We start from the raw sequence: 16,727 nt of genomic DNA on the forward strand, positions 1-16,727 counted from the left end.
CCGATCTGATTCAATCAGATCGGTGCTCTAAACTTTTCTTCCCAAAGCATAATCTTACCGATCCTCGTTTTGCTCCGGTCGGATTATGCTCCAAGCGCCGATTTCAAATTAAGGCAAGTTCGGGATTTGTGTCCGTTCGGCGCTGAAGCGGCATTTCTTGGAGCAAAACCTGCTTATTTCGCATCAAATTTTGTGGCGACGAACGGGTGAAAATAAGGCGAAACAAAGGCTAGAAGCCCAGGCGCTCCCGCAACGCTTTTCGATAGGATCGTGAGACCGGCCATGACTGATCGATGCCGCGCATCCTGACCAGCCATTTGTCGATGGTACTTCTGTCCAAGTCCGATACATGCAGCACGTTTATGAACGTCGTGCGGTGAATGCGAAAAAAGACGCTAGCGGGGAGAATGCCTGCCCATATGCCAAGCGGTCTGGAATCAAGAACGGAGGAACCATCGCCAAGCCATATCTCGCTGTAATTGCCAGCCGAGCGCACCCCGATGATTTCCTCCGGGGACACTCCGCGCATTACCCCGCGTTTGCTGACATAGATTACTGATGTCGGGTCGGGCTCTTCGTCTGACACCGCTTCCTCATCGGAGGTCGAATATTTCGCCTGTGCGATCAGGCACGCACATTGGAACATGGCTTTGATTTCTGCGCGCGACCAGTGTCTGGCTTCCACGGTCGTATCGAAACCGACGATCCCTCGCAGCCGACACTGATGAAAAACCGGTATGCTGAGTATGCTTTGATTGCCCTGACGCAGGAATTCAGCCTGGATGGCGCGCGCGGTGCGCGGCAGCCCCCTGACATCGTGGACGGCGACGGCCTGTCCCTCGGTCAGATAGCGGTGCAGCCAGCCAATCAGCGTGGTTGGGGTTTCCTGAAGTTCGGAAATATAGGCGGTTGTATCGCCTTTGCACCATTCATGCGTGTTACAAAACCGCAGCAGATCAGGCGAATATTCAATCATCCAGGCGCGATCAGCCCGCGATGCATTGCCCACGAAGGCGAGAAACTCCGAAATCGCGTTCTCGAAAGGCTCTCGGAGCAGGTGCAGTGCGCAAACATAGGGCCAGTCGAGTGCAGGTGCGTCCGAGCACTCCTTTTCAGAATAAATTCGGTAGGCCCCAACTGCGCTGTCCAAGCTGCCTCCCAAAATGTTGCGTTATCGAAATCGATCGTCCTTTAATAGTAAGACAGTATATTGAATATAGTTTTTCGCTATTTGCAATGGAAATCATGCCGTGGCTGCAACCATTGTACCGGTTGATTTACCTATCAGAGCGAAGAATTATCTGGAATGGGGCGGCGTAGTGGACATGAAACGGCCAAAAGCCCCGGAAAGCCTCGGTATGTGTGGTGATAGCATAATCATACCGAGGCTGCGCATTTGCCTGATTCCGCCGAAGCGGTGCGCTGGATCAGATTAGTGATCATTGCGACAGAAAGAAGTCTTACTTCATGGCCCGATGTAATGCCTGTGGATCAATTAATTTGTATGCAAATTATTTCCATATCGCGGGCATTTTATTTCAAATACTTCGCGCGGCCATGCCCTCGATTTCGACCTTCAACTCAGGCCGTGCCAGTCCGGCGACATAAACGAGCGTGGTCGGTGGAAGGCTGTCACCCAGCAACTCAGCGCGGATGTTTTTGGCGCGTTCCGGGTTGAGCCGGTCCACGAGGAAGATGTTCAGCTTCACCAGACTGGCCGGTGTGAGGCCCTGACCGTCGAGGATGCCGACAATGTTGCGCAGAGCCAGCTCGTATTGCTTTTCCGGCTCTTCGGGAATTGTACGGTTCAAGTCCAAGCCGACCTGGCCTGCAATAACCAGAAGTTCCGTGCCGGACGGAATAACTGCCAGATGTGAATAGGCCGCTATAGGCGGTGCGACATTGTCAGGGTTTAAAATCCGAACGGAATTCTTTGTTTCGTCTGGCAAGGTCGCCTCTATCTTTGGAGAGCATTCAGGCCCGAAACGGGTCCGGGCCTGACATAGAAATCAACCGATATCTTCGACCTGATCGATATACAGACCATATCCCTCCGCTTCCATCCGGTCTTTTGGAACGAAACGGAGTGAGGCCGAATTGATGCAATAGCGAAGGCCGCCGCGATCAACCGGCCCATCCGGGAAGACATGGCCCAGATGACTGTCGCCATGTGCCGAGCGCACTTCGGTCCTCACCATGCCATGCGAGATATCGTTCAGTTCGGCAACGTTAGCGGGTTCGATCGGCTTGGTGAAGCTGGGCCATCCGCAATGGGACTCATATTTGTCGGCCGAGGCGAAGAGCGGCTCGCCCGAAACGATATCGACGTAAATTCCCGGCTCCTTGTTGTAGAGATATTCACCGGTCCCGGGGCGCTCGGTGCCGCTTTCCTGCGTGACGCGATATTGCTCGGGCGTGAGCTTCGCAATCGCTTCGGGGTTCTTGCTGTAGGTCATGATATGCGCTCCCTTGATATGTGCCCTGAATCTAGGATGAAGGGAGCAACTATTCCAGCCCGTCGCAAGTGACGAACTGTTGAAGAAGGAAGGTTGCGTGCGAAGAAGATTTTCTTCGCACGCAACAAACGCGTCAATTGCAGAGTTCAGTCAACTGCGATCATCACGTCGGATGCCTTCACCACGGCATAAGCGGCGCCGCCGGCCTTCAGGCCAAGCTCGTCGACAGCCTCATTGGTGATGGACGAGGTAACGATCACACCATTGCCGATATCGATCCGGACATGGGATGTGGTTGCCCCTTTGGTGACTTCGACGATTGTTCCCTTTAGTCGATTGCGGGCGCTTATCCTCATTGTGCAGTCCTTTCGAAGGTTGATTTCGATCGCTGAATATAGAGTGACTTCACATATTTGGAACAGAAAAATCCCCGCCGGAGAGAGGGTTCTGTTTCAATAATTTCGCGAAGATGAACCTTATTTGGCAGTGACCACTTGCTCTCCGGGAGCGGCCTTGCGGGCACCTGCGAGAAGCAGAACAGCGATGCCGCAAAGGGCCGCAAGCGTGTAGAAACCAGCATCATGATTGCCCACTGCGACATCGGCCCAATTCTTGATTTGCGGCGCGAAGAATGCACCGAGATTACCGATGGAAACAATGAAAGCGATGCCGCTGGCCGCGCCGATCCCGCCCAGATAACGGGTAGGCAGGCTCCAGAATACAGGTTGCGAAGCTGTGAGGCCCGGCACGGCAATGCAGGCCGCAAGAAGCATCAGCCATGGGTTGCCGGTAAGCCCGATGACGGCAAGCGCCACTGTTCCAGCGATGACCATGCCCATGCAGACAAGCCGATGCTGGTTGGTCTGGTCGGCCAGAACCGTGAAATAACGGGTTGCGATGACCGAACACAGCCAGGGAAGGGCGAGAAGCGAGCCGATAAGAAGATTCATCTGCCCATTCGATGCTGCCTGTGCGAAGCGCGATGGGAAATAGAAGGTCAAAGGCGCGGTGCCGATCTGCAGGAAGAAGTAGATGCCAATGAAAGCCCAGACGCGGCGGTCTTTCAGTACCGACATGGCTGAATGCTGGGCCTGTGTTTGTTTTGCGGCTTCTTCCGCGGCGATAACCCGTGTGAGGGCATCGCGCTCCTCGACCGAGAGCCAGCGCGCTTTTTCGGGACGATCCGTCAGGTAGAAAAGGGCAATGATCCCGACCAGTGATGCGCCGAGCCCTTCGACCACGAACATCCATTGCCAGTTGGTGAGGCCAAAAATACCGTGATGGGTCAGTAACCAGCCGGAAAGCGGGCTTCCCAGGACGAGCGCCAGCGGAACGCCAAGATAGAAGATACCGGTGGCGCGTGCGCGCTGCTTCGCGGGGAACCAATAGGTCAGATAAAGCAGGACGCCCGGATAGAAACCGGCCTCGCAAACGCCGAGCAGAAAACGCAGCGTGTAGAAAACGCCTTCCGTATGAGCGAACATCATGGCGGCTGAGACGATACCCCACGAAATCATGATCCGGCTCAGCCAGAGGCGTGCGCCGACCTTGTGCATGATGATGTTGCTGGGAACTTCAAAAAGCGCATATCCGATAAAGAATATGCCAGCTCCGAATGCATAGGCAGCATCACTTAAGCCCGTGTCAGCCTGAAACTCGGACTTGGCGAAACCGATATTGGCGCGGTCCAGAAAGGCCAGGATCAGCATGATTGCCAGAAATGGCAGAAGTCGCTTTGTCGCCTTGCCAACGGCGGAATCGACGAGATTGTCTTGCATCGTTGAGCCTCCTCCTCAATGCTGCCCCCTCCGGGCACGATGGTGAAGCGGAAACTAGTCACAATTCTCTGATAAATATATAGAGCATATATGAATATATGGCGACGTATTTGAGGCTTTACCGATATATCTGGTGCGATGACAGCTGCTTTAATCTTTGGTTTTATGTGTAAGTTGAGGTATAATTTATATATGAATAATATTTTTAGTATGCGAGTTTTGATGACTTATCAACGATAGTTTCCTGCTGGAATAATCCGTGATTTTGTGTGTCGCTCACCGGCTGATCCGTACGCGCGGGAAAATTTCCATGGTCAGATAGTGCTCATCGAAGCTTGAAATATGGACGAGAGCTGACCGGTTCAGAAATTCGACCTCATTGTTGCGGAAGACGAGAAGATCGTCCTCACGAAGTTCACGCAGCATCCGGTTGATATGGATCGGCGTAAGCCCCAGCGCATCGGCCAGCTCGCTTTGTGTCAGCGGACAGAAAAAGCTGTTTTCATCGCCCGTTCCGTTGATCCGCGCCCTGTGCCCCAGTTCGAGCAGGAGATGCGCGATACGCACAAGTGCACTTCGGCGGCCTATGCTGATGAGATGCTCAATCAGAATGGCACGCTGACGCGCCATCAGTTCCATGAATGTCATGGCAAGACGAGGGGAGTTGAGAAGGCTTTCGGTGAGATGATCCAGGGAGATTTCGAGGACAGAAAGCTCGGTAACCGAAATCAGGGTATAATAGTTGAAGCCGAGCCCGGTTCGGAAACCCAGAAAATCACCTTTCATGGGAAAGTCCAGAATCTGGCGATCACCATCGGGAAGATCGCGATAGATGCAGCCCCAACCACTCTTTATTATGTGAACCGAATTGGCCCAGTCTCCCTGACTGCTCACCACGGTGTGCGGGGCATAGTTTTTTGAGGATATGGGCAGGGCGCTAAGAACGCTCAGGTCGCTTTCATTGAAAACCGCACTGATAGGCGCGCTTTCCAGAAAATGGCGCAGCGTTTTTGCTTCGTCGGCATTTACCACCATAGAGCCTACCTGCCGTTTCGCCCAGCATGAGTGCATATAAGTTTTAAGTCGAGCGCCCCCCACGGTTCGTTTCCCCCGGCTCTTCCAAGGAGGCCAGGTATCTAAAGAGTTTCAGCGAGGTCATTTGTTTTGGCAAGGTAGTAATTTCTACCACTAATTGGGTATATATCTGCGCTTTGTCTAAACCATATTTTGCCGAAACCCTTAATCTAGGTTAATGACACTCAAAGAATTTTCAGGCAGTCTTTTCATCAAAATAAGAACAAAAACAAGAATTGCTTCCGGGGTTTTGTCTAGATCTCAAGAAGAAAAATAAAACAGGTAACCGATGCGCTTCCGTGATTGTGATGTGCAAGCAATGGGGTCGTGCGCATAAGTCGGATTAGAGGGCGAACAGATGAACATTTCTCCACAATTCAGTAGCAGGACGAGTGAATTAAAGAATAATGGCTTTGGGGCGTCAAAAGATAGTTCTTTTAAACCTGAACAGCCTAACGACAGCATGTTGCCGCTACTGGTCATCATAGACAACCGTGCGTTGGATCGCGAATGCCTCGCACATGGACTGACAAACCACAGCATCGAAATGTCGATCGCCACATTCAGCTCGTTCGAGCAGTGGCAACATCAGCGCAAGGGCCGCACCGCAGGTGCAGTGCTCTTCAACATCGGTGGCCAGAAGGTTTCGGACCCGGCTGTCGGAAATTATCTCAATCGCATTGTTACTGACTGCGCTCCGGCACCGGTCATTCTTCTGGCCGACAAGGAAGAAATCTCGCAGGTTCTCAAAGCGCTCGACCATGGCGTGAAGGGGTATATTCCAACATCGGTGAATGTGAATGTCTGCGTTGAAGCATTGCGGCTTGCCATGGCGGGCGGAACCTTCGTTCCAGCCAGCAGTGTGCTCGCTCTGCGTCACGCCACCGATCCGAACTCTCAGCGGCTGCAACCTCTCGGCGGAATGTTTACCCAGCGTCAGGCCGAAGTGGTCAATGCGCTGCGCCGGGGCAAGGCGAACAAGATCATCGCCTATGAGCTGAAGCTGCGGGAAAGCACGGTCAAGGTTCATATCCGCAACATCATGAAGAAGCTGAAGGCGTCCAACCGTACCGAAGTGGCTTGCATCATCAACGAGCTGTTCCCGTCGGAAACATCGTTTTCCGACTTGCAGTAGGGCGCAACTGGCGGCAGCGAAGCCGCCCGGCCGACGGATAGAATTGTTCCGTGAAGGAGACTTTTGGTGATTATCTCCGACGTTTCAGCAGGAAACGGGCGGCAGCCGGTGGCTGACCTGCTCGACACTATAAAACGTAGAAGGATGATGCTGATCGTACCGGTGCTTGCAGGCATCGGTGTCGGCTTCGCAGGGTATCTTACAGCACCAGTCAGTTATGTGTCGGAGTCTGTGCTGGTGCTGGATATGCGGCGATTGCAGGCGCTTCCCAATGAAAGCGCGATCACCCCATTGCCGCAGGACAGTCCGGTTCTGCGTTCCGAACTCGATATCATCAATTCGCGTATGATGGCGCGCAAGGTCATCGACATTCTGCAAGCGGAGAACATTGTCGTGCCGACGGAATTCCGTTCGCGCACGGTGTTGTCGTCTGCTTCGAATACAGGATCGCAGGCGAAGAGCGCACGCGATGTCGATCCGGCCATGCGGGAACGCCAGCAGATCGACCTTCTTCTTTCGCGGTTGCGGGTCACAAATGATGGCCGTTCCTATACGATCTTCATTTCTTATCGCGCTTCCGATCGGGTTTATGCAGCCCAGGTCGCCAATGCCTTTGCCACGGCCTATCTCAATCATCAGATCGACGTGCAACAATCGGCCACGCGGCGTATCAGCGAATGGCTGGGCGAAAAGCTTGGTACCTTGCGCAGCGATCTTGAAAGTGCCGAAAGTGCTGCGGAAGAGTTCCGCCAGAAGTCGCGGCTTGCGGGCGATCAGGGACAGATCAGCTTTCAGGCCCAGCGCGTCGCGGCGCTGAACAATGAAATTGTCGCCGCAACGGGAGCAGTCTCGCTCGCCGAAGCACGATTGCGCACGGCATCAGAGCTGAAGAACAACAATGAAGCGCCTGCACTGGCCGAGGTGCTGGCTTCGCCTGCGATCCAGACCTTGCGCAATGAGGCAGCACGCGTCGAACGCCAGCTTGGCGAATTGCAGTCGAACGGTGCGTTGAAGAGCGCTGAAATTCCTGTGCTGAAGGCCGAACAGGAAGCGTTGAAGCAGCAGATTTCGAGCCAGGTCGGCGAAATCATCAAGAGCCTTGGCAATGAAATCCAGATTGCGCGTCAGCGGCGCAGCGGACTGGAAGGCGCATTGAAAGATGCGGAAGCCGATCTTGCCGAAGCCAATCAGGCACAAGTCAGGGCCGGGCAGCTGGACCGCGAGGCCAATGCCAGCCGCACGGTCTATGAAAGCTATCTCACGCGTTACAAGCAGCTGATCGAACAGGACGGCATTGCTGCGCCCGAAGCACAGATGATCTCGCCTGCGGAGCCGGCGATGGCCAAGGCCAGCCCGAACCTCGCCAACTGGCTGCTGCTGGGGCTGGGGTTGGGCGGACTGGTTTCACTTGCAGGCACCATGCTGAAGGAAACATTCGACAAGATCAGGCCCGCGCAGACGGCATCTCTGATGCTGCCCGGCATTCCGGCTGCGACGTTGCTGCCGGTTTCGCCGCAGCTGACTGTGCCGCTTCTCGTCAATCGCGGTCTCGATCCGGCAAGCCCGTTCGGTCGTGCAATCAAATCCGTGCACGATCGTCTGCGGGCACTGACACGCGGCCGGGATTCCTTGGCGCTGTCCGTCGTATCCCTGTCCGATGGCGAGGGAAAGACCCTGTTGATCACCGCGCTCGCGCAACAGATCGCCGCGACCGGCTTAACGGTTGCAGTCATCGATGCGACAAACAAGCGGTCGGGCCTGTCGGAGGCCTTTGGGCTTCCGCATGGCGATTACGGCGCTGTTTCTACAGGGCGTCCGCTTTCCGGTGCAACGCTCGTGCATGATCACGGTTCGGGGATTGATATCATCAAGCCGAACAGGCAGATGCGTGACGGAGACTGGCTGGCCGAGCTGATTGCCCAGTTGCGCGCGGATCACAAGATCATCCTCGTCGATCTGCCGGCGGTCATGGAAGACAAGCGCTCGGTTCTCCTGTCGCGGGCGACGGATACGGCGCTTCTTGTGGTTCCGTCTGACCGACAGGACCAGCTTGCGACCAATGCATTGATACAGACGATGGCGTCGTTCGGGCGCAAGCCCGCGCTGGCGGTCGTGAACCATAATTCTTCGTCTTATCGCAGCTGGATAGTGCTCCCCGTGGTGCTTTGCGGACTGGGCTTGCAGAAAGCACGGCGGAGCATAAGCGCGATATTCGCGCGGCGCCGGAAACCAGATGCGGATGGCGCACAGGAACAGGCGTGAGGGCAAACCATGTCATACAGGATCATCAAGAATCGCATTGGTACCCATCTTCGGGCCACTATGCTTTCGGGCCTCATTCTGGTCGGCGGGACTTTTGGAGCGCTTGCGGACGGACAAGCCTATCGGGTCGGCGCAAATGACGTGCTGCAGGTAACCGTTTATGGGCAACCGTCACTCACCGGGCTTTACCCGGTCGATGTGGACGGCAATATCGGTTATCCGGTCGTGGGCAATATTTCCGTCACCGGGCTGACTACCAATGAGATCAGCGAGAAGATCGCGGGATCGCTATCCCAGCATATTCCGGGACTGACGGTCACAGCAACGATCAATCAGTATGCACCGGTATTTGTCGTTGGTGATGTGAAGGCGCCGGGAAAATATCAGTTCCGGCCCGGAATGGTGGTGCTTGAACTTATGGCGCTGGGTGGCGGAGCCGGAAAAGCGGAATCTCCAGCCCTGACTGCCGGGATGCAGCTTATTTCCGCGCAGCAGGAATATGTCGACCTGCAGATGCAGATCACTGCCATGGCAATCCGGCGGGCCCGTTTCGAGGCGGAACTGAACGGCACGGATTTTACTTATACTCTGCCGGATCAGGCAGCTGCGAACAAGGAAACCGTGGCCCTGACGCAGAAGATGCTGGACGGTGAAAAGACAGTGTTCAACGTCCGCCGCAATAATCTTGCAGCCGAGCGTCGGGCGCTTGAAGCGCAAGCGGCGAGCTATGGCGATGAAATCCAGACCCTGCAGCAGAGTATCAAGCTGCACGACACCGAAATCGGGCTGTTGCAGGAGAATGTGGATTCCAGCAAGTCGCTGGTGGATCGCGGCCTGGCCGCAAAATCCAACCTGCGTGACATGGAGCGTGATCTGTCAGCCACACGGCGTGCTGCGCTGGAGCTTGCTTCGTTTCTTGCACGGGCGAGACAGAACCAGCTTGCCATGGAACAGCGCATCGCCAATCTGGAAGAAATTCGCAAAAGCGAAGCGGCTACCAATTTGCAGGATATTGACCTCAACATTGCCCGCATGGAGCGCCGCAGCAATACACAACTCCAGGCTATGGCCGAGATCGCCAAGTCTTCCGGTAATATTTCCGCGGCCACGCTGCGTCAGAAACTGGTGTTCTCGATCAGTCGTATCGTGAATGGCAGCTTTCAGGATATCGTCGCCAACGAAAGCACGGAAATCAAACCGGGTGACATCTTGCGCGTCGAGCTGGATATGAGCAGGGTCGGCGGCTCGCCGTCATAGGTTGAGAGTTTCACTTCAATGGAAACTTAGGAAGGCGGGGCGCCTCTTCGTGCTTCGGGACGACGCTGCGCGTCTCCCCGGCATGAGGGATGCCGAGGAGACTTGTCCAGGATCGACAATGTCGAAGAAAACGTCGCGCTTGATCGGAAAAGCGGGTCCCGCTTTTCCGGGGGCTTCAAGCGGCGACAGGATCGGCGGCTTCCTCCAACCAATCGCGATAGACTTCACGCAGGCCGTCCTCCAGACGAATTTGCGGCTTCCAGCCCAGCGCCCGCATCCGCGACGTGTCGAGGAGTTTGCGCGGTGTACCGTCCGGTTTGCTGAGGTCGTGTTCAAAGCGACCTTCGTAACCGACGACGCAGGCAACGGTCAGCGCCAGATCCTTGATTGAAATCTCTTCACCCGTCCCGATGTTCATCGGCTCAATGCCATCGTAGAAACGCAGCATGTGCAGGCAGGCATCGGCAAGATCGTCCACATGCAGGAACTCCCGCAAGGGCTTGCCGGTGCCCCAGAGTGTCACATGGTCGGTCCCTCGCACCTTGGCCTCGTGAATCCGGCGGATCAATGCCGGCAGGACATGCGAGGTGTTGGGATCAAAATTGTCGTTTGGACCGTAAAGATTGGTCGGCATCGCCGTCATGAAGTGATTGCCATATTGCCGTGCGCAAGCCCGCGCATATTCAAGCCCTGCGATCTTGGCGACGGCATAGGCTTCGTTGGTCGCTTCCAGCGGGCCTGTCATCAGGGCATCCTCGGTGAGAGGCTGCGCTGCGTCGCGGGGATAGATGCAGCTTGATCCGAGCCACAACAGACGTTCGACACCGTTCTGATGGGCGGCGCGGATGAGGTTCATGCCGATGGCGAGATTGTCATAGAGAAAATCTGCCGGATATTGCGAATTGGCAAGGATGCCCCCAACGCGGGCGGCAGCGATGATGATGACATCCGGCTTGCGACCGCTGATGAAATTCTCCGTCGGTCCCTGCCGGGTCAGATCGAGTGCGCTGTGCGCTGCAGTGATGATGTCGCAATCCGTGCCTTGCAGGCGGCGCAGAATGGCCGAACCGACCATGCCTGTATGCCCGGCAACGAACACCTTCTTGCCTTCGAGTGAATAAAACGGAGCGGGGGTGATGTCAGCCGTAGAAGTCATTGCGTCCAACCTCCCGCATGATGTTGCGCAAATCCCAGTCGACCATTTCGGTGACAAGATTGTCGAAGCCCGTTGTATGCTGCCAGCCGAGGCGATTTTTCGCCTTGGATGCATCGCCGAGCAGGAAGTCGACCTCGTTCGGACGGAAATAGCGGGGATCGATCTCTATCAGGCAATTGCCGGATTTTCGGTCACGGCCGATTTCTTCCACGCCGTTACCGTGCCACTCGATCTCCTTGTCGACGGCCTTGAAGGCGTGTTCGACAAACTCGCGCACCGTGTGCGTTTCGCCGGTCGCCAGCACGTAGTCGTCGGCGGTGTCTTCCTGCAGGATACGCCACATGCCCTCGACATAATCGCGCGCATGACCCCAGTCGCGACGGGCATCGAGATTGCCGAGCCGAAGCCTGTCTTGCAGGCCGCGTTCAATGGCCGCGACAGCACGGGTGATCTTGCGGGTAACGAAGGTTTCGCCGCGAAGCGGGCTTTCGTGATTGAACAAAATGCCGTTGGAAGCATGGAAGCCATAGGCGTCGCGGTAGTTTACCGTCGTCCAGTAGGCATAGAGCTTTGCTGTCGCATAAGGACTGCGCGGGGCGAAAGGCGTCTGTTCGTTCTGTGCCTGGGGCGAGCTGTTACCGAAGAGTTCCGACGTGGAAGCCTGATAGAAACGGCATGTCTTGCCGAGACCCAGAATACGCATGGATTCGAGTAGGCGCAGCGTGCCGAGCGCATCGGCATTGGCCGTATATTCAGGCGTTTCAAAGCTTACCTGAACATGGCTTTGCGCGCCGAGATTATAAATCTCGTCGGGCCGCACTTCCTGAATGACACGGCACAGATTGGTTGCATCGGTCAGGTCACCGAAATGCAGGCGGAAGCGAATGTCTTCCTCATGCGGGTCCTGATAGAGATGATCGATACGCGCAGTGTTGAACGAGGAAGACCGCCGCTTCAGACCATGTACGCGATAGCCTTTTTTGAGCAGAAGCTCGCTTAGATAAGCGCCGTCCTGTCCGGTCACACCGACGATGAGAGCTGTTTTCTCTTGCAAGGGCTTCCCTCCGACCAAAGCTTTCCAAAGCTGCAATGAAACCATGTTAGCGATTTCCTGCGTGGGCAGAACGGCTCCAAAACGGCAATTGCGGGCCGGAACATCCCTCTTCGGATGAGGCTTGAGGCGCGCCCGGCATGTCCGGTTTCACCCAAAGAGGTAGGCAGTTCGCCCGGTGTCGGTGCATGCCATGCCTTTGTGTTTCTTGCGGTATCTGCTGCGCAGTTGCGATGCTCGTTTCAACGGGATCGAACAACAGGACGTGAAATCATGCGTGTGGTGCTTGCCAATCGTTACTTCTACCCGGACCAGTCGGCGACGAGCCGGATGGTGACGAGCCTTGCCCATACGCTTGTGCGTGAAGGCATCGAGACGACAGTGCTGGCAAGCCGCAGCTATCACGACAAGCGGAAGGACGTGTTGCCCGCGCGTGAAACGATCGACGGCATAGATGTGCATCGCATATGGACCTCGGGCTTTGGTCGGGGCAAGCTTGTCGGGCGCGCGGTCGATTATGCAACCTTTCATCTGTCCGCGGCCGCCTGGTTTGCATCCAATGCCCGCAAGGACGATGTCTGCGTCGTCTGTACCGATCCGCCGCTTCTTTCCGTTTCGGCAGCGCTGCCTGTTCGCCTGCGACGGGCAAAGCTGGTCAACTGGGTGATGGATCTTTTTCCCGAAACGGCAATGGAACTCGGCCTCATCAAATCCGATACCGTTTCCGGTAAGCTCGCCCTGATCCTGCGCAACTGGTCGATGCGCCAGTCTGCACTGACAATCTGTCCGATAGAGCGCATGGCGCATTATCTTTCGACACGGGATATTCCGGCGGAAAGCCTGAGCGTGGTTCACCACTGGGCCGACCGCAACGAAATCGTTCCGGTGGAGCCGTCGCAGAACCCCTTGCGCCGTGGCTGGGGGCTCGGTCGAAAATTCGTCATCGGTTACTCGGGCAACTTCGGGCGCGCACACGAGTTCAAGACGGTGCTCGATGCTGCGGAGCGGCTCCGGCATATGAAAAGCATCGTCTTTTTGATGATCGGCGAGGGGCAGCAGCGTGGTTTCGTCGAAAGTGAAGTCAAGCGACGCGGCTTGACCAATGTGATGATGAAACCATTCCAGCCCGTGGAAAAGCTCTCCGAGAGCCTTGGCGCGGCCAATGTACATCTGGTTTCGCTGAAGCCGGAGCTGGAACATTGTATCGTGCCCAGCAAGTTCTACGGCGTCCTCGCAGCGGCCCGTCCGACAATCTTCATCGGTGATACGGAAGGCGAGATCGGCACGATTGTCCGCGATTTTCAGTGCGGTATGGCGCTGAGACCGGGCGATGTCGATGCGTTGGTCAATGCGATCCTTCATTTGCGCCATTCGCCTGTGGGACGCATGTCGATGGGCAACAATGCCCGCTATCTGATGGAAACGGCCTATTCGCGTGAATATGGCGCAGCCGTCTGGCAATCGGCCATTTCGCGGCTTGAGGAAAAGGTGGTGCCACAGGCCATGCCGGTTCTCGACCGGCAGTTCCAGCCGAGGGAATTATGATGGATGGGTCGGTCGTTGTCAGCCAGTTGGGCGCCCGCCGGCACTATGCAGTCCCGCGGATTTTTGCGAATAATCAGAAGCTGGCACATTTTTATACGGACATATGCGCTTTTCAGGGATGGCCACGTTTCCTCAACAGCTTGCCCTCCAATGCACTCCCATCCTCTGTTCGGAGATTGATTGGACGCAAGCCCCAGGGAATTCCCCAACAACAGATGACAACTTTTCCGGGCTTCGGACTGCATTCCGCCGTACGCAGACTGGCGAACCAGACTGGGCCGAAATCCACTGCCAATGCAATATGGGCTGGTGAAACATTCGGAAGGCTGGTCGCGGAAAGCGGATTTCACGGCGCAAGCGGGGTCTATGCCTTCAGCGGTGAAGCTGTTGAACTGTTGTCGGCTGCGCGAAAAATGGGTCTTTGGACAGCGGTAGATCAGGTGATCGCGCCGCGCGCCATCGTTGACCAGCTTGGTTATGAAGAGGAATTGTTGAACCCGGGTTGGCAATTGCCGCTCGAAAGCGATGGATATTCCGAGGCTTTCGCGGAGCGTGAACGAGTTGAATGGCAGCTGGCCGATGTGGTTGTGTGTCCATCGCCTTTTGTTGCCCGTCATGTGGTTGAAGAAGGTTGTGCTCCCGAAAAGATCGTGGTGGTTCCGACAGGTGTCGATACGCGTTTCCAGGTTGAACGGAAACCACGGGCACCAGGCAAATTGCACGTGCTGACAGTGGGCGCGGTTGGCTTGCGCAAAGGCTCGCCTTATGTCGGCGGGGTTTCCCGATTACTGGCGGGAGAGGTGGAATTCCGGATGGTCGGCCCGCTGGAACTGTTGCCGGAAGCACAGAAGAAGCTCGCCGCCTCGGTCGAATTGACAGGCCCCATTCCGCGCAGCGAGATGCGCAAGCAATTTGAGTGGGCCGATGTTTTTCTGTTGCCTTCGTTATGCGAAGGGTCGGCGATTTCCGTTTATGAAGCGCTGGCCGCTGGGCTGCCTGTAATTTGTACGGAGAATACGGGCAGTGTCGTTCGCAACGGTATCGACGGCTATATCGTGCCTATCCGGGACGTCATGGAGACAACAGAAATCCTGCGGGAACTTGCAGGCAATCCGGCGGCGCTGGAACGGATGGGCGAAAGCGCCCGCGAACGCGCGGCTGATTTTACTTTATCGCGTTATGGCGAACGGTTGACCTCAGCAATCTTTCGGGAGAAGGCGGCATGAACATTGTCCACGTCATCGGTTCCTACGACCCTGCCAAGGGCGGCCCGCAAGCCGTCGTGGTGCGGCTTGCAGCAGCGCAGGCAACGCTCGGTCATGAAGTGACAATCGTAAGCTATAGCGATGATGAAGTGAGCGGTCGCGCCGTCAGCGCCACGGCCACAATTCCCGGTTTCGACAAGGTGCGCACCCTGCTTCTGCCAATGCCTGACTTGCGGGAAACCTTGTTCGGCGGGGCTGCAGCAAAAGCAATGGAGATGCTGCTGCGCTCGGCAGATTTTGTGCATCTTCATGGCATATGGGAAACCAATCTGTTGCGGGCATCAATGCTTTGCCGCCGCTATCGTGTGCCATATTGCGTATGTTGTTGCGGTATGCTCGACGTGTGGAGCATGCAACAGAGCGCATGGAAGAAGAAGATCGCGATGATGCTCGGCTTTCGTCGTATGCTCGACGGTGCAGCCTTCATCCACGCGCTGAATGCGGATGAAATCGAGCTGATGCGGCCACTTGGCCTGAAATCACCTTCGATGATCATCCCGAACGGAATTTTCCTCAATGAAGTCGAGGGCGACAAGGATATTGCCGTGCGCGGATTGCCGGAACGGCCCTACATACTTTTTCTGTCGCGGCTGCACTACAAGAAAGGTCTTGATATACTTGCCGATGCCTTTCGTCGTGTTGCCCCCTTGTTTCCTGATGTGGATCTGGTTGTCGCGGGTCCCGATGGTGGTGCGGAAGAAGATTTTCGGCAGCGTATTCGTCAATACGGGCTTGAGACGCGGGTACACATGACAGGCGGGCTCTATGGTCCGGCGAAGATCGCTGCCCTGAAACAATCGGCCTGTTTTTGCCTGCCAAGCCGTCAGGAAGGATTCAGCGTCGCCATAACCGAGGCGCTGGCCTGCGGCGTACCGGTTGCGATTACCGATGCATGTCATTTTCCGGAAGTCGCTGAAGCCGGTGCCGGTGCGGTCTGTTCACTCGACCCGATGGCTGTGGCTTCAGCGCTTGAGCAAATTCTGGAAGACCCGGATCGCGCGAAACGCATGGGTGCGGCTGGTGCCAGACTTGTGCGGGCCAACTACACCTGGCCACGCATCGCTCTCCAGACAATTGCGGCCTATCAGAGCTTTCAGCCGCAAAAAAGCGGTGCCGTTGCAGGCCGCAAGGCGCTCCGGTCCGTTCCTGCTTCCTGATTGTCAGGGCTTCCGCCGGGGTCTCACGGGCTTGGCGGGATTGCCGACATAGACCATCCATGGTTCCATATCACGGAAGCCGACCCCGCGTGCGCCAAGAACTGCGCCTTCACCGATGGTCACGCCCGGCCCGACAAAGGCTTCAGCTGCAACCCAGCCATAAGGCCCGATGTGAATGGGTGCTGCCGTGAGGGGAAAATCCGCCTGATCGATATTGTGCCCCGCCGTGCACAGATGCGCGCGTTGTGAAACGATGGCGAATGGGGCAAGCGTTACGTGCGCTACGTTATAGCAGAGCGCACCCGGTCCCAGCGATGAATGAGCACCCATGGTCAGATTGCCCGGCCACCAGATACGCGCACTGCCGCGCACGATGGCGGTCTTGTGAACCTTCGCGCCGAAGGCGCGCAACACCGCGCCACGCCAGCGCCACAGGAAAGACGGCGTCCATGCCGCCAGTAACAGCCAGCTTGCCTGCCAGCACAGACGCTGAACACGGTGTCCGAGAGTGAAGGTTGCGCCGCCTTCCATGGGGCGCGACGCGTTCATTCTGCCTGAAATGCCATCCAGTTGGCGCGATTTACCGGTTTC

General features: G+C 56.2%; 15 protein-coding genes and 1 pseudogene. 6 read left to right on the forward strand and 10 right to left on the reverse strand.

Translation table 11 applies throughout. The features are described from left to right. Nucleotides 1-16: 16 nt before the first annotated feature. The 7 genes and pseudogenes from OANT_RS26935 to OANT_RS17430 form a co-directional block, all read right to left on the reverse strand. A pseudogene (locus tag OANT_RS26935) lies at nucleotides 17-94 on the reverse strand (invasion associated locus B family protein); the annotation flags it as partial. A 135-nt stretch (nucleotides 95-229) separates the two neighbouring features. Further along, nucleotides 230-1,150, reverse strand: coding sequence for a LytTR family transcriptional regulator DNA-binding domain-containing protein (locus OANT_RS17405; RefSeq protein WP_012092794.1), 921 nt, complete (start codon nucleotides 1,148-1,150; stop codon nucleotides 230-232). A 388-nt stretch (nucleotides 1,151-1,538) separates the two neighbouring features. After that, on the reverse strand, nucleotides 1,539-1,949 hold the full coding sequence (locus tag OANT_RS17410) for a RidA family protein (protein WP_012092795.1): 411 nt from the start codon (nucleotides 1,947-1,949) through the stop codon (nucleotides 1,539-1,541). A 60-nt stretch (nucleotides 1,950-2,009) separates the two neighbouring features. After that, nucleotides 2,010-2,456, reverse strand: coding sequence for a peptide-methionine (R)-S-oxide reductase MsrB (gene msrB, locus OANT_RS17415; protein ID WP_012092796.1), 447 nt, complete (start codon nucleotides 2,454-2,456; stop codon nucleotides 2,010-2,012). Between the two features lie 146 nt (nucleotides 2,457-2,602). Then, on the reverse strand, nucleotides 2,603-2,812 hold the full coding sequence (locus OANT_RS17420; RefSeq protein ID WP_012092797.1) for a TOBE domain-containing protein: 210 nt from the start codon (nucleotides 2,810-2,812) through the stop codon (nucleotides 2,603-2,605). A 120-nt stretch (nucleotides 2,813-2,932) separates the two neighbouring features. Continuing rightward, a complete protein-coding gene (locus OANT_RS17425) occupies nucleotides 2,933-4,234 on the reverse strand; it encodes an MFS transporter (protein WP_012092798.1) in 1,302 nt (433 codons plus the stop codon). 276 nt (nucleotides 4,235-4,510) lie between these two features. Continuing rightward, on the reverse strand, nucleotides 4,511-5,269 hold the full coding sequence (locus tag OANT_RS17430; protein WP_010658565.1) for a Crp/Fnr family transcriptional regulator: 759 nt from the start codon (nucleotides 5,267-5,269) through the stop codon (nucleotides 4,511-4,513). Between the two features lie 397 nt (nucleotides 5,270-5,666). On the opposite strand from OANT_RS17430, the gene OANT_RS17435 reads away from it, so the two are divergent. The 3 genes from OANT_RS17435 to OANT_RS17445 all read left to right on the forward strand — a co-directional run bounded on the left by OANT_RS17435 (nucleotide 5,667) and on the right by OANT_RS17445 (nucleotide 9,962). Continuing rightward, complete coding sequence (locus OANT_RS17435; RefSeq protein ID WP_012092799.1) at nucleotides 5,667-6,443, forward strand: response regulator transcription factor; 777 nt, start codon at nucleotides 5,667-5,669, stop codon at nucleotides 6,441-6,443. A 66-nt stretch (nucleotides 6,444-6,509) separates the two neighbouring features. After that, nucleotides 6,510-8,705, forward strand: a complete 2,196-nt coding sequence (locus OANT_RS17440) for a GumC family protein (protein WP_010658567.1) — start codon at nucleotides 6,510-6,512, stop codon at nucleotides 8,703-8,705. 9 nt (nucleotides 8,706-8,714) lie between these two features. Further along, the gene (locus OANT_RS17445; protein WP_012092800.1) at nucleotides 8,715-9,962 is read left to right on the forward strand and encodes a polysaccharide biosynthesis/export family protein; all 1,248 of its coding nucleotides are present in this window, start codon (nucleotides 8,715-8,717) and stop codon (nucleotides 9,960-9,962) included. A 175-nt stretch (nucleotides 9,963-10,137) separates the two neighbouring features. Here the strand turns inward: OANT_RS17445 and OANT_RS17450 are convergent, their stop codons facing one another. Together OANT_RS17450 and gmd are read right to left on the reverse strand one after the other, a co-directional pair. Beyond that, complete coding sequence (locus tag OANT_RS17450) at nucleotides 10,138-11,118, reverse strand: GDP-L-fucose synthase family protein (RefSeq protein WP_012092801.1); 981 nt, start codon at nucleotides 11,116-11,118, stop codon at nucleotides 10,138-10,140. Then, nucleotides 11,102-12,172, reverse strand: a complete 1,071-nt coding sequence (gene gmd / locus OANT_RS17455) for a GDP-mannose 4,6-dehydratase (protein WP_010658570.1) — start codon at nucleotides 12,170-12,172, stop codon at nucleotides 11,102-11,104. Before gmd ends, OANT_RS17450 begins: the two co-directional genes overlap by 17 nt. 270 nt (nucleotides 12,173-12,442) lie before the next feature. On the opposite strand from gmd, the gene OANT_RS17460 reads away from it, so the two are divergent. Genes OANT_RS17460 through OANT_RS17470 form a run of 3 tightly spaced genes read left to right on the forward strand, consistent with a single transcriptional unit; the run spans nucleotide 12,443 to nucleotide 16,136 of the window. Beyond that, nucleotides 12,443-13,714: a glycosyltransferase family 4 protein gene (locus tag OANT_RS17460; protein WP_012092803.1), complete on the forward strand. Its 1,272-nt coding sequence runs from the start codon at nucleotides 12,443-12,445 to the stop codon at nucleotides 13,712-13,714. After that, nucleotides 13,714-14,940: a glycosyltransferase family 4 protein gene (locus tag OANT_RS17465; protein ID WP_012092804.1), complete on the forward strand. Its 1,227-nt coding sequence runs from the start codon at nucleotides 13,714-13,716 to the stop codon at nucleotides 14,938-14,940. The genes OANT_RS17460 and OANT_RS17465 overlap by 1 nt, the downstream gene beginning before the upstream one ends. Beyond that, complete coding sequence (locus OANT_RS17470; protein WP_012092805.1) at nucleotides 14,937-16,136, forward strand: glycosyltransferase; 1,200 nt, start codon at nucleotides 14,937-14,939, stop codon at nucleotides 16,134-16,136. Before OANT_RS17465 ends, OANT_RS17470 begins: the two co-directional genes overlap by 4 nt. 3 nt (nucleotides 16,137-16,139) lie before the next feature. Here the strand turns inward: OANT_RS17470 and OANT_RS17475 are convergent, their stop codons facing one another. Continuing rightward, complete coding sequence (locus OANT_RS17475) at nucleotides 16,140-16,685, reverse strand: LbetaH domain-containing protein (protein ID WP_043063089.1); 546 nt, start codon at nucleotides 16,683-16,685, stop codon at nucleotides 16,140-16,142. Nucleotides 16,686-16,727: the final 42 nt, after the last annotated feature.

The organism is Brucella anthropi ATCC 49188 (genome assembly GCF_000017405.1).
In the GTDB taxonomy this organism is placed as follows: domain Bacteria; phylum Pseudomonadota; class Alphaproteobacteria; order Rhizobiales; family Rhizobiaceae; genus Brucella; species Brucella anthropi.

What these genes read in the sequence shown, in the direction of transcription:
- msrB (WP_012092796.1), bottom strand. Translation starts at nt 2,456, where the DNA reads ATGACCTACAGCAAGAACCCCGAAGCGATTGCGAAGCTCACGCCCGAG.
- OANT_RS17420 (WP_012092797.1), bottom strand. Translation starts at nt 2,812, where the DNA reads ATGAGGATAAGCGCCCGCAATCGACTAAAGGGAACAATCGTCGAAGTC.
- OANT_RS17425 (WP_012092798.1), bottom strand. Translation starts at nt 4,234, where the DNA reads ATGCAAGACAATCTCGTCGATTCCGCCGTTGGCAAGGCGACAAAGCGA.
- OANT_RS17430 (WP_010658565.1), bottom strand. Translation starts at nt 5,269, where the DNA reads ATGGTGGTAAATGCCGACGAAGCAAAAACGCTGCGCCATTTTCTGGAA.
- OANT_RS17435 (WP_012092799.1), top strand. Translation starts at nt 5,667, where the DNA reads ATGAACATTTCTCCACAATTCAGTAGCAGGACGAGTGAATTAAAGAAT.
- OANT_RS17445 (WP_012092800.1), top strand. Translation starts at nt 8,715, where the DNA reads ATGTCATACAGGATCATCAAGAATCGCATTGGTACCCATCTTCGGGCC.
- OANT_RS17450 (WP_012092801.1), bottom strand. Translation starts at nt 11,118, where the DNA reads ATGACTTCTACGGCTGACATCACCCCCGCTCCGTTTTATTCACTCGAA.
- OANT_RS17460 (WP_012092803.1), top strand. Translation starts at nt 12,443, where the DNA reads ATGCGTGTGGTGCTTGCCAATCGTTACTTCTACCCGGACCAGTCGGCG.
- OANT_RS17465 (WP_012092804.1), top strand. Translation starts at nt 13,714, where the DNA reads ATGGATGGGTCGGTCGTTGTCAGCCAGTTGGGCGCCCGCCGGCACTAT.
- OANT_RS17470 (WP_012092805.1), top strand. Translation starts at nt 14,937, where the DNA reads ATGAACATTGTCCACGTCATCGGTTCCTACGACCCTGCCAAGGGCGGC.
- OANT_RS17475 (WP_043063089.1), bottom strand. Translation starts at nt 16,685, where the DNA reads ATGAACGCGTCGCGCCCCATGGAAGGCGGCGCAACCTTCACTCTCGGA.